General features: G+C 69.8%; 6 protein-coding genes. 2 read left to right on the forward strand and 4 right to left on the reverse strand.

The features are described 5' to 3' along the window. Positions 1 to 16: 16 nt before the first annotated feature. Positions 17 to 1,660 (reverse strand): fused response regulator/phosphatase, encoded by a 1,644-nt coding sequence (locus MB828_RS37445; RefSeq protein ID WP_301652056.1) that lies wholly within the window; start codon positions 1,658 to 1,660, stop codon positions 17 to 19. A 75-nt stretch (positions 1,661 to 1,735) separates the two neighbouring features. Further along, complete coding sequence (pulA, locus tag MB828_RS37450) at positions 1,736 to 7,108, reverse strand: pullulanase-type alpha-1,6-glucosidase (protein ID WP_301652057.1); 5,373 nt, start codon at positions 7,106 to 7,108, stop codon at positions 1,736 to 1,738. Between the two features lie 200 nt (positions 7,109 to 7,308). On the opposite strand from pulA, the gene MB828_RS37455 reads away from it, so the two are divergent. Continuing rightward, on the forward strand, positions 7,309 to 9,381 hold the full coding sequence (locus tag MB828_RS37455) for a carbohydrate-binding module family 20 domain-containing protein (RefSeq protein WP_301652058.1): 2,073 nt from the start codon (positions 7,309 to 7,311) through the stop codon (positions 9,379 to 9,381). Positions 9,382 to 9,429: 48 nt separating this feature from the next. On the opposite strand, the gene MB828_RS37460 is transcribed toward MB828_RS37455, so the two are convergent. Next, on the reverse strand, positions 9,430 to 10,215 hold the full coding sequence (locus tag MB828_RS37460; RefSeq protein ID WP_301652059.1) for an SDR family NAD(P)-dependent oxidoreductase: 786 nt from the start codon (positions 10,213 to 10,215) through the stop codon (positions 9,430 to 9,432). An 86-nt stretch (positions 10,216 to 10,301) separates the two neighbouring features. On the opposite strand from MB828_RS37460, the gene MB828_RS37465 reads away from it, so the two are divergent. After that, positions 10,302 to 11,186, forward strand: coding sequence for a helix-turn-helix transcriptional regulator (locus MB828_RS37465; protein WP_301652060.1), 885 nt, complete (start codon positions 10,302 to 10,304; stop codon positions 11,184 to 11,186). Here the strand turns inward: MB828_RS37465 and MB828_RS37470 are convergent. After that, entirely contained in the window at positions 11,162 to 12,535 is a 1,374-nt protein-coding gene (locus MB828_RS37470; RefSeq protein WP_301652061.1) for an alpha-amylase, read from the reverse strand. The two genes, MB828_RS37465 and MB828_RS37470, sit on opposite strands and share 25 nt — an antisense overlap. Positions 12,536 to 12,596: the final 61 nt, after the last annotated feature.

Raw genomic sequence — 12,596 nt, forward strand, 5'->3', positions numbered from 1 at the left:
CCGCACGATTCCGACCTCAATTCCGCCGGCTTTGCGATCCGTTCGTCCGGCGCAGCGCCAGCAGGGCGACGTCGTCCTCGCGGTCACGGCCGAAGCAGGCGAGGAGGGTGTCGCACAGGGCGTCCAGACCGGGCAGCGCGCCGACGGCGGCGGCCCGGAGCTGCTCCATGGAGACCGCGATGTCGACGCCCCGGGTCTCGATCAGCCCGTCGGTGACCATGAGGAGCCGGTCGGAGGGGGCCAGCACCAGCTCGGTGGGCGGCGGGTGCGGCAGGCCCACCCCGAGCAGCGGTCCTGCCGCCTTGACGTACTCGGCGCTGCCGTCGTCGCCGAGTATCAGCGGCGGGATGTGGCCCGCGTTGGCGATCCGGGTGCGCCCGCTCGCCGGATCGATCAGGGCCAGGCAGACGGTGGCCGTGACCTCGGCGTGGTAGTGCTGGAGCAGCTGGTCAAGCCGCTCGGCGAGGACGGCCGGGTCGCTCTCCGCGAGACAGTACGCGCGCAGCGCGTGCCGCAGCTCGACCATGACGGTGGCCGCTTCCAGCGAGTGCCCCACCACGTCCCCGACCGCGGTGAGCACCTGGTCGCCGATCCGCAGCGCGGAGTAGAAGTCGCCGCCGATCTCCGTCTCCTGGGAGGCGGGCTCGTACCGCACCGCTATGTCCACGCCCGGCAGTTCGGGCAGCTGGTGCGGGCGGGGCAGGAAGCTGTGCTGGAGGGTGAGCGCGACATGGCGTTCCACCTGGTACTTGAGCAGCGGCTCGGCGGCCAGCGCGGTGGCCTGGGCGAGCTGGGCGAGCAGCGCCTCGCTCTCGGGGCTGATCCGGCGCTGCCCGCGGGTGGGCGTGGCCAGGCACACCGGTACCTTGCCGTCCTGGGTGACGACCAGCGTCAGCCGGGCGTCGTGCTGCACCCCGGGCCGGAAGAACCCGGCGGGCCACAGCGGGGCCGGCACGGTGGTGATCTGCACCCCGGACTGGCCCCGGGTGAGCCGCCGCACCAGCGCGGCCACGTCCCGGTGGGCGCCCTCGTCCGGCAGCGCGAGGGAGCTGCGCTCCCGGTACAGGCCGCGGTACAGCTCGTCGTTCTGGTCGAGGACGAAGACGGCGGCGGGGCAGCCGAGGAGCCGGGCGGCGCCGTCCGCGGCGGCGTCGGTCAGCTCCTGCGGCGAGCGCGCCGACTGGATGGTGACGATCGACTCCGACAGCAGCCGCAGCCGCCGTACCAGCGCCTGGTCGTCGGCGCGCAGCCGGGCGGCGCGCACCGCGGTCCGGACCGCCGCCTCGATGTCGGCCGGTTCGGCGGGCACCGTCAGATACGCCTCGGCGCCCACGTCCAGGCCCGCGCAGCGGTCCGCCGGGGCGGCCGGGAGGGCGGAGAAGTGCACGACGGGCAGGGTGGCCATGTGCGGCCGGTCCTTGAGCCGGCGGCACAGTTCGAAGCCGCTCATGTCCGGCAGGTGCACGTCGATGAGGGCCACGTCGGGCAGGGCGCCCTTGCGCAGCCGGACGTCGAGTTCGCCGAGCGCCTGCTGCCCGCTCGCGACCGCGACGACCTCGTGACCGGCCCGGCGCAGCACGGTGCCGATGGCGTACCGGCTCGCGGGCTCGTCGTCCACGACCAGCACGGTCGTGTCTGTCAGCTTGCCGTTGACGTCCATACTTCCAGCCCCTGGACGGAAACCGGTGGGGCGGCGCCCGGTACCGGATGCCGCCCCACCAACGTAATGCCACTCTCACGTCGTCCGGGAGAACACCGCCACCGTGCGCCCCGGAACTTCGAAGGTACCCGTCTTCCGGTCGTACGAAGCGGACTTGACGACGGAGTCCGCACCGGATGCCTGCACGGGGTGCAGCCGGTAACCGGTGCCGGCCAGTGGCGTCACCCGTTGCTCCTGCTGCCCCGGAGTCGCGTTGAACACGACGACGAGATCACCCAGCGCCATGGTGATCACCCCGGGTGTCTCGTCCTTCCCGGACAGCGGGAAGGAGAGCTTCGACTGCACCTGTCCAGCGGTGTCCAGCGAGAACACGCTCTCGGTCGTACGGATTCTCAGCAGATCCCGGTAGGCGGCCGAGGCCCCGTCGATCTGTGCGCACCCAACGCCGGCCGAGCTCAGCAGGGGCTTCGCGTAGGGCCACTTGGACTCGTTGTCGGCGGCCGGCGGCAGTCCGCGCCCGAAGCCGTTGCCGTCGGCACAGTTCCAGTGGATGGCGTTGAACCAGTCGCCGCTGTCGAAGGAGTTGCGGTCCAGGGACTTGGAGCGCAGCAGGTCCGTACCCGCCTGGGAGAGCGACGGGCCCTGGGAGAGGGTGGCCGTGGCCATCGCCAGCACCTGCATCCGGGCCCGGTCCGCCGCGCTGGTCGTGGCGGGCAGCTTGTACGTCAGCGCGTCGAACAGCGACTCGTTGTCGTGGGCGTCGACGTAGGCCAGGGCGTCGCCGGGCGCGGCCGCGTACCCGGCGGGCGAGCCGTTGTAGTCGACCTCTGCGCCGGTGACGTCCTTGCCGTCGTCGTCGGTGAACCGGTACTTCGCGAGGTTGCCGGTCAGGCCGACCTTGATCAGGTCCTGGTAGTGCAGCAGCCGGGCCTTCTGCTCGGCCGGAGTGCCGTTCGCCGTGGACGAGTTGGGGTCGGTGTACAGCCCGGACGCGAAGCCCTGGACGCCGGGGTCCGAGTCGAAGGGGCCGCCGCCGCGCACGGCGTCCCGGGCCCGGTCGGAGAAGGTCGCGACCCCGGTGCCCGCCATGTTCTGCTGGGTGGCCTGCACGAACCGGGCGTCGTCGGCGACCTCGCCGAAGTTCCACCCCTCCCCGTACAGGATGATCTTCCTGCCGTCGACGCCGTCCTTCTTCAGGGTGAGCGCGTCGAGTGCCTTGCGGACCGCGAGGATGTTGGCCTTCGGGTGGTGGCCCATCAGGTCGAAACGGAAGCCGTCGACCTTGTACTCCTTGGCCCAGGTGACGATCGAGTCCACGACCAGCTTGCCCATCATGGCGTTCTCGGGCGCCGTGTTGGAGCAGCAGGTGCTGTTGGCGACGCTGCCGTCGGCGAGCAGCCGCTGGTAGTAACCGGGCACGATCCGGTCGAGGACGGAGGTGTCCGCCTGTCCGGCGGCCGCCGTGTGGTTGTAGACGACGTCCATGACGACCCGCAGACCGTCCTGGTTGAGGGACTTCACCATCTGCCGGAACTGGACCGTGCGCGCGGTGCCGTCCGGATCGGTGGCGTACGACCCCTCGGGGACCGTGAAGTGGTACGGGTCGTAGCCCCAGTTGTAGGCGTCGGTGGCGGCGGTCTTCGCCACGCACGCCTGCTGCCGGTCGGAGTCGGCCGGGTAGGAGGCGAGGTCGCAGTCCGGGGTGGCCTGGTCGGCCTTCTTCTCGGGGACCGTGGCGAAGTCGAACACCGGGAGCAGGTGGACGTACGAAGTCCCGGCCTTCGCGAGGGCCTTGAGGTGCTTGGCGCCGTCGCTGCCCTGGTCGGTGAAGGCCAGGTACGTGCCCCGGTGCGCGGCCGGGACCGTGCTGTCCGCCACCGAGAAGTCCCGGACGTGCAGTTCCTGGATCTGCGCGTCCTTCAGCGGCACGGCCTTGGGCTTGGTGTACGTCGACCAGCCGCCCGGTGCGAGGGACCTGTCGTCGAGGTCGACGACCAGGCTGCGCTCGGAGTTCGCGGTGAGGGCGACCGAGTAGGGGTCGGTGACCCTGTTGGTGACGATCTTCCGGACGCTGGGCGCCCAGACCTTCACGACGTACCGGTAGGGCTTGTTCTTCCAGGACGCCGGGCCGGTGAGAGACCAGACGCCGGTGACCGGGTCGCGGTGCATCGGCTTCGCCGTGCCGTCGAGTTCGAGGGCGACGGACTGCGCGGTCGGGGCCCAGACGGACAGGGTCGGCTTCCCGTGGTGGAAGACCGGGCCCAGGTCGGCCTGGGTGGCCGGCGCGTACAGGTCGTCGAGGACGCCGGCGGTCTGCACGCCGGTCGCGGCCAGCACCGCCCCGTTCGCGGCCCGCTGGGAGGCGACGAGCTGCCCGCTCAGCGAAGCGCGCACCCGGCCGCGGTCACGCGGGTCGACCGACCAGGCCGTGTAGTCCTTCAGGTACGGGAACTTCGCCTTCTGGGCGTCGGTGAGCGTGGTCCTGGTCAGCCGCAGCCAGCGCTCGTCGTCGCTGGTCAGCGTCCCGTCCTTGACGGCGATCGAACCGTCGTGGGAGGAGAGCAGCTGGGTGGACGCGGCGCCGTCGACGCCGTCCCAGGCGACCGTGTCCCGGTCGATCCAGACCGCCTTGGAGGTGGTCAGGTCGAGCGCGGCGGCGCTGCCCGCGGGCTGCGGGAGCAGGTGCTTGTCCTGGCCGTTCAACAGCCACACCTCATAGCCGTCGGACTTGAGGTCGAGGGACTGGTCGGCGGACAGGTCCTTCTGGTCGCCGTTGTGGATGATGTAGCTGAGGCTGGTGGCACCCGCGGTGAGCGGTACCTCGAAGACGGCGCCATAGGCATCAGTCTTCACCGGCTTCAGGGGGTTCGACCAGTCGGTGGGGTTCGCGGCGCCCGTCCAGACGTGCAGGCCCCAGCCGTCGTAGTCCCCGTCGGCGCGGTGGTAGTGGATGACCGCCTTGGTGGTGTCCTGGGCGGGGTACGCGCCGGAGGGCCGCGTCGTGAGGACGTCCGTCTTCCCCTGCTCGACCCAGACCTCGCCCGTCTTGGTGACGTCGATGGAGCGGTCGGCGGAGACGTCCTTGTCGCCGTCCTTGTCGACGACGAGGAAGCCCACGTTCGAGGCGCCGGACTTCAGTTTGACGTAGGCGAAGGCGCCGTACGCGTCCCGGCCGGTGAAGGGGTGGCCTGCGGGCCAGGTGGTCGCCTCGCCGTCGGCGATGTCGCCCCAGGCGTACAGGCCCCAGTCGGCGTAGTCGCCGTCGGTGCGCTTGTAGTGGACGATCGCGTAGTCGCGGGAGGAGGCGGTGGGCGTCTCCGCGGCGGGCGGAGTGCCCGAGGTGGTGGCGGCGAGGGCGCTGCCGGTGTGCCCGGCGGAGTCGGTCACGACCGCCTTGTAGCGCAGGGCCGTGCCGGCCGGGACGTCCTTGGCGATGGTCTGGGTGACCTTGTAGGGGGCGTGGTCGGCGGAGCCGAGGACGGTCCACTTCCCGCTGCCGACCTGGGCGGCGAAGACGACGCGGTTCAGCTGTCCGCCGGTGACGCCGGCGGTGAGGTCGACGGTGCCGGTGGCGCCGGCGGCCGGGGCGGTGAGGGTCAGGGCGGGGGCGGTGGCGGGCTTGGCGAGACGGCCGGTGGCCTTGTACACGACGGCGGACTCGGCCGGGACGGTGACGGTGACCTGGGCGGAGCCGTCGGAGGTGACGGTGCCGTCCGTGCCGTGGAGCGCGCGGTAGCGCATGCCGGCGGAGCCGGTGGTGAAGGCCGCGGTCTTCGCCGTGCCGGCGTTGTTGAAGGCGACGACGTACTCCTGGCCGGTCTTCGCGTCCGTCCGGGTGAACGCGTAGATCCCGGCGCCGTCGGCCGCGTAGCGTTCGGTCTGGACGCCGTCGGCGAGGGCGGGGTTGGCCGCGCGCAGCTTGGAGAGAGCGCTGATCTGCCGGTAGAGCGGCGCACTCGGGTCGTAGGAGTCGTCGGCGGCGGTGCGGTCGGTGCCGATCTCGTCGTCGTCGAGGTAGTCGGCGACCTTCGAGGCGAACATCGTCTGCCGGGCGTCCTTGTCGCCGCCTGATCCGGTGAAGCCCTGTTCGTCGCCGTAGTAGACGACCGGGTTGCCCCGGCTGAGGAACATCACCTCGTTGGCGAGCCGGTCCTTGGCGAGCAGTTCGGCGTCGGTCGCCTTCGGGTTGTCCTGCTCCAGGAAGTACCCGATCCGGCCCATGTCGTGGTTGCCGAGGAAGGTGACCTGTTCGTAGGCGTTGGCCTTGTCGGTCGTGTACTTGTAGTCGTCGCCGAAGACGCTCGCCAGCTTCTGTGCGCTGCCGCCCTGCGAGGCGTAGGAGCGGGCCGCGTCCTGGAACGGGAAGTCGAGGGTCGCGTCCAGCCGTCCCTGGGTGACGTACGGGGAGGTGACGGACGTGTCGGCGGAGTACGTCTCGCCGAACATGAAGAAGTTCTCACGGCCGTGCCGCGCCGCGTACTTGTCGAGCGCGCTGGCCCACTGGGTCCAGAACTCCATGTTGACGTTCTTGACGGTGTCGATCCGGAAGCCGTCGATGGCGAAGTCCTTCACCCACCGCTCGTAGATCTTCTCCATGCCGTGCACGACCTCGGGCCGTTCGGTCCACAGGTCGTCCAGGCCGGAGAAGTCGCCGTAGGTCGCGGACTCGCCGGCGAACGTCGAGTCGCCCCGGTTGTGGTACATCGTCGGGTCGTTGAGCCAGGACGGCACCTTGCTGTCGCTGGTGACGGTCGGCGTCCGCGGGAAGGAGGCGTTGGAGACGGCCGGGAACCGCTTCTTCCCGTCCGCGTAGTCGGCGTCGTCGAAGGGCCGCCCGTCCTTGGTCAGGTAGGGGAAGGCACCTTTGGACAGGTAGTCGTACGACTTCTCCTCGTAGTCGACGACGTCGGCGGTGTGGTTGGTGATGACGTCGAAGAAGACCTTCATCCCCTTGGCGTGCGCCTTCGAGATGAGCGTCGACAGGTCCTTGTTGGTCCCGAAGTGCGGGTCGACCTGGGTGAAGTCGGTGATCCAGTAACCGTGGTAGCCGGCGGAGGCGTTGCTCCCCGTCCCCTGCACGGCCCTGTTCTTGAAGATCGGCGCCATCCAGATGGCGGTGGTGCCGAGCCCCTTGATGTAGTCGAGCCGCTGGGTCAGGCCCTTGAGGTCGCCGCCCTGGTAGAAGCCCTTGTCGGTGGGGTCGTAGCCGGTGGAGAGCTGGGAGCCGGTCAGGCCGCCCTTGTCGTTGCTCTTGTCCCCGTTGGCGAAACGGTCCGGCATGACGAAGTAGAACTGCTCGCGGGTGTCGTCGTGCCGGGCGGGCTCGGCGGCGAGTTTCGCGTCGGAGGGCGGCGCGGGCGGGGTGTCGGCATGTGCGGCCAGTGGCTGCACCAGCGCGACGGCGAGGGCGGCGACGGCGACGGCCGCGACCCGTCTGACATGTATCACCGGTGTGAACTCCTAGCGACAGCGGCTCATATGGATCCGTGCTGGGTCCGACCCCGCGCGACCGTATCGCTAACGAAAGGTTTACAGCAAGAGGCTTGAAACTCACAGCAAGAACTTTCACCGGTCGTATTGACGCGATGTCTCAACTGCCGCACTCTCCTGGGTTGTTGAACGCTGTCCCTCTCGTTTCGGAGCCGCACATGACCAGACACCGCCCCCCGGGTGTCTTCCGGCGCACCGCCGGCGCAGTCGCCGCGGGCGCCCTGGCACTGGCGGGCGTCATCGCCCTGCCGGCCACCACCGCGCAGGCTGACACCACCGCCAAGGGCGACGTGATCGCCAACCTCTGGGAATGGAACTGGAACTCGATCGCGTCCGAGTGCACCGACGTGCTCGGTCCGGCCGGGTACGGCGCGGTGCAGGTGGCGCCGCCCTCCGAGTCCCTCAAGCAGTCCAGCTACTACTGGTGGGACGTCTACCAGCCCTACTCGTACACCCTGAACAGCCGTTTCGGCACGGCGACGCAGTTCGCGTCGATGGTCTCCGCCTGTCACGCGGCGGGCGTGAAGGTCTACACGGACGCGGTCATCAACCACACGGCCGCCCAGACCGGCACCGGCTACGACGGCACCACGATCACCAGCAAGTACGACACCCCGGACTGGGACCCCGCCGACTACCACACGTCCGCGGACTGCCCCACGTCCGACCTGACCATCCAGGACTACTCCAACCTCACCCAGGTCCAGAACTGCGAACTGCTCGGCCTGCCCGACCTCAAGACCAGTGCCGACAACGTCCGTTCGGGGCTCGCGGCCTTCCTCAACAAGCAGATCGCCCTGGGCGTCGACGGCTTCCGCGTCGACTCGGCCAAGCACATCCCGGCCACCGACCTGGCGGCCATCGTCGCCAAGCTGAACACCACGACGTCCGGCGCCGCGCCGTACGTCTTCGACGAGGTGTACCCGGGCTCGACCCCGCAGCCCAGCGACTACTACGGCTCCGGCGACGTCCTGGACTTCACGTACGCGAGCAAGATGAAGTCGGCGTTCCAGGGCAACGTGAGCGACCTGTCGTCCCTGGAGAGCAGCGGCATCCTGCCGGCCGCCAACTCGGTGTCCTTCGTGACGAACCACGACACCGAGCGCAACGGCCTGCACATGAGCTACAAGGACGGCGACAGCTACAAGCTCGCCAACCTCTTCGAGCTCGCCTACAAGTGGTCGACGCCGACCATCTACTCCAGCTGGCAGTGGACGCAGAGCGACCAGGCGCCGCCGAACTCCGCGGGCTTCGTCACCGACACGGACTGCTCCGACGGCTGGAACTGCCTCGACCGGGACACCGCCGTCGTCGGCATGGTCGCCTGGCACAACGCGGCCGGCAGCGCCGCCGTGTCCAACTGGTCGACCAAGTCGTCCTCCGTGATCGGCTTCGGCCGCAGCGGCGCCGGCTTCTTCGCCGTCAACAACGGCTCGTCGTCGGCCACCTACACCTTCGCGACGGGCATGGCCGACGGCACGTACTCGAACGTCGTCGACGGCGGGGCGAGCACGGTCACCGTCTCCGGCGGCAACGCGAGCATCACGATCCCCGCGAAGGACGCCGTCGCCTTCTACAACTCCTCCTACACCTGCACGGTCGGCTGCGACGACGGCGGCAGCGGCGGCGGCTCCACCTCCACGGTGACCGCAACCTTCAACGAGTACGCGGCCACCACGAGCGGCACCGACGTCTACGTCGTCGGCTCCATCGACGCCCTGGGCGCCTGGGACACCTCGAAGGCGGTCCCGCTCTCGTCCACCGGGTACCCGATCTGGTCGGGCGCGGTGACCGTGCCGATCAACACGTCCTTCACCTACAAGTTCATCAAGAAGGACAGTTCAGGGAACGTGACGTGGGAGTCCAACGCCAACAGATCGGCGGCCACCACTACTTCGGCACTCTCCCTCAACAACTCCTGGAACGTGGCGAACGCCGACGCCACCGACGTCACCTTCAACGAGTACGCCACGACGACCTACGGCACCAACGTCTACGTCGTCGGCTCCGTCGCCTCCCTCGGCTCCTGGAACACGAGCGACGCGATCCCGCTCTCCTCGGAGTCCTACCCGACATGGAGCAAGCTGGTGATCGTCCCGAAGAGCACGGCCTTCACGTACAAGTACGTCAAGAAGGACTCGTCCGGGAACGTGACCTGGGAGTCGGGCACCAACCGGTCGTACACGACCGGCACTTCATCGGGCTACACCACGAGTGACACCTGGAAGTAGTCACCGGCCGGGACGGCCGCCACCGGGATTCCTCCCGGTGGCGGCCGTTCACGCGCCCGCTCCCCCGTCCACCTGGAGGATCGCGCCGGTCACGAAGGAGGCGCGGTCGCTCAGGAGCCAGGCGGCCGCCTCGGCGATCTCGGCGGGGTCGGCCATGCGGCCCAGGGGGCTGGTGGCCTCGATGCGGGCGATGACGCCGGGGGTGGCAGCGTCCCAGTCGCGGACCATCTCGGTGAGGGTGCCGCCGGGGGCGACGGCGTTGACCCGGATGCCCTCGGGGCCGTAGGTGGCGGCGGCGGACTGGGTGAGGCTGTTGACCGCCCGCTTCAGGGCGCCGTAGACGGGGAGCACGGGGTTGGCGCGCAGGCTGCCGACGGAGGAGTTGTTGACGATGGCGCCGGTGCCGGCGGTGGCACGGATGGCGGCGACCTCGGCCGTCATGGCGAGCCAGACGCCCTTCAGGTTCACGGCGGTGACCTGGTCGAAGTCGGCCTCGGGGAGTTCGTCCAGAGGACCGGGCGGCTGCCCGACGGCGCCGTTGTTGAAGGCGATGTCGAGGCGGCCGTAGCTCTCCACCGTACGGTCGACGGCGGCGCGGACGCTCCGCGCGTCCGCCAGGTCGCACACCGTGTACTCGGCGGTGCCGCCCGCCGCCCTGATCTCCTCCGTGACCGCCTTCAACTGCTCCTCGGTGCGGGCCGCGAGCAGGACGCGGGCGCCCTCCCTGGCGAAGAGCCGGGCGGCCGCCGCGCCGATGCCGCGTCCCGCGCCGCTGACGAAGGCGACCTTGCCGGCCAGCAGGCCCGCGGTGACTGGGGTGACTGTGTTCTCCATGACCACGAGCCTGCGGCCGGGCTCCGGGCGCATCCAGGCATCGGCAGTACCTGGATGAGGCACGGTGAGCGGCGCACACTGAAGATGTGGACAGGGAAGAACTGGCGGCGTTCCTGCGCAGCCGGCGGGAGCGGATCTCCCCCGCCGAGGTCGGGCTGCCCCGTGGTACCCGGCGCCGGACGCCGGGGTTGCGGCGCGAGGAGGTGGCGCAGCTGGCGTTCATCTCCACCGAGTACTACACACGGCTCGAACAGGCGCGGGGGCCGCGTCCGTCGCGGGAGGTGCTGGGCGGGCTGGCGCGCGCCCTGCGGTTGTCGGACGCCGAACGCGCCCATCTCCACCATCTCGCCGGGGCCCCGCCGGGGCCGCCGCCCGGCCCCTCGCGCGAGGTCCGGCAGAGCCTGCTCGACCTGCTGCGGCGGCTCCCGCAGGCCGCGGCCTTCGTGACCTCCGCGACCTTCGAGGTACTGGCCTGGAACGACTTGGCGGCCGCCCTCATGGAGGACTTCTCCGCGCTGCCCCCGCGGGACCGCAACCTCGTGCGCCGCGCCTTCCTCGGCCCGCGCCTGAAGGGCGGCGGGCCGTACGCGGGCGACAGGTTGTACGGGGTGTCGGACGTCGACGCCTTCGCGAGGCTCTCGGCACAGCGGCTGCGGGCCACCGCCGCACGCTATCCCGACTCGCCCGAGGTGGCCGGGCTGGTGGCCGAACTCCTCGCCGGGAGCGAGGAGTTCGGGCGGCTATGGGAGTCCCACGACGTGGCCGCCGAGCCCACCCTGGTCAAGACCTTCCGGCACCCGGTGGTGGGCCCGGTCACCGTCAACTGCGACGCCCTCGACATCACCGACCGCGACCAGCAGGTCGTGATCTACACCGCCACCCCGGGCTCACGCTCCGAGGAGGCGCTGCGGCTGCTGTCGGTGATAGGGACGCAGCGGATGGACGATCAGCAGGTGGACTTCCCGGCGTAGACCGCCAGCGCGGTGTTCGAGGCCAGGGTGGCGGTGAACTGTCCGGCGCTGTTCACGGTCACGCTCGTGTTGTTCTGCACGTTGCAGTACGTCCCCGCCGGCAGTGACGTCTGGTACGTCCGGGTCAGCGGGCCCGACTCGTGGTTGATGGCGACGTAGCCCTTCGCGCCCCGGCCGAAGGCGATCGCGTCGGCGCCGTCGTCCCACCAGTTCGTCACCGCCTGGCCGCGCACCGCGTTGCGGAAGGCGACCATGCGGATGATCTCCGGCCAGGCGTGCTGGCACTTCCAGCCGTTTTGCCAGCAGGCGTTCACCACACCGTTGTTCGGCGGGCCCGCGTCGGCGTCCGACCACTCGTAGCCGGAGTTGATGTCCGGGGCGCCGTACGGGTAGGCCAGCATGAAGACGTTGGCCAGGGTGTAGTTGGCGCCGTCCTTGTAGTTCAAGGTGGAGCCGTTGCGCTCGGTGTCGTGGTTGTCGACGAAGACCCCGGCGACCGAGCTGCTCAGGTACCCCCAGCCCTCGCCGTAGTTCTTCAGGTAGGCGAGGTTCTCGTCGTTGAAGACGCGCTTGAGGTCGTAGGCGTATCGGAATTCCTGGACGTCCCCGTTGCCGGTGTACTCGGTGGGCTGGACGGCCTCGCCCGCGCCGTAGATGACCTCCTGTTTCCAGTACACGGACGGGTTGGTCAGCCGGGTCTTGATGTTGGCGAGGTCCTCGGCCGGGATGTGCTTGGCCGCGTCGATGCGGAAGCCGTCCACGCCGAGGTTCAGCAGGTCGTTCATGTAGCCGGCGATGGTCTTGCGGACGTACTCCTCGCCGGTGTCCAGGTCGGCCAGGCCGACGAGTTCGCAGTGCTGCACGTTCCAGCGGTCGGCGTAGTTCGAGACGGGGGAGGTGCAGTCGTCGAAGTCGTAGGAGGAGTACAGGCCGGGATAGTCGTACTTCGTGTACGACGAACCCCCCGTCCCGGTCCCGCTGCCCGCCGACATGTGGTTGACGACGGTGTCCACGACCACCTTCACGCCGGCCGCGTGGCAGGTGTTGACCATGTTCTGGAAGGACGCGCGGTCACCGAGTCTGCCCGCGATCTTGTACGACACCGGCTGGTACGACGTCCACCACTGCGAGCCCTGTATGTGCTCGGCGGGCGGGGAGACCTGGACGTATCCGTAGCCGGCGGGGCCGAGGGTGCTGGTGCACTCCTTGGCGACGGAGCCGTAGTTCCACTCGAAGAGGACGGCGGTGACGTCCTTGGCGCCGGGCGGGGAGGCCGACGCGACGGACGGGGTCATGACAACGCTACAGGCGGCCAGCGCCAGTGCGGCGGAGAGGGTCTTACGTGCCATGTGGGGTTCCTTCACCATTGAAGGCTCTTGCAGAAACCTTGCTGAAACCTTGCGGTTGCGC

Source organism: Streptomyces arenae (assembly GCF_022343545.1).
Lineage (GTDB): Bacteria > Actinomycetota > Actinomycetes > Streptomycetales > Streptomycetaceae > Streptomyces > Streptomyces humi.

What these genes read in the sequence shown, in the direction of transcription:
- MB828_RS37460 (WP_301652059.1), bottom strand. Translation starts at nt 10,215, where the DNA reads ATGGAGAACACAGTCACCCCAGTCACCGCGGGCCTGCTGGCCGGCAAG.
- MB828_RS37470 (WP_301652061.1), bottom strand. Translation starts at nt 12,535, where the DNA reads ATGGCACGTAAGACCCTCTCCGCCGCACTGGCGCTGGCCGCCTGTAGC.
- MB828_RS37455 (WP_301652058.1), top strand. Translation starts at nt 7,309, where the DNA reads ATGACCAGACACCGCCCCCCGGGTGTCTTCCGGCGCACCGCCGGCGCA.
- MB828_RS37445 (WP_301652056.1), bottom strand. Translation starts at nt 1,660, where the DNA reads ATGGACGTCAACGGCAAGCTGACAGACACGACCGTGCTGGTCGTGGAC.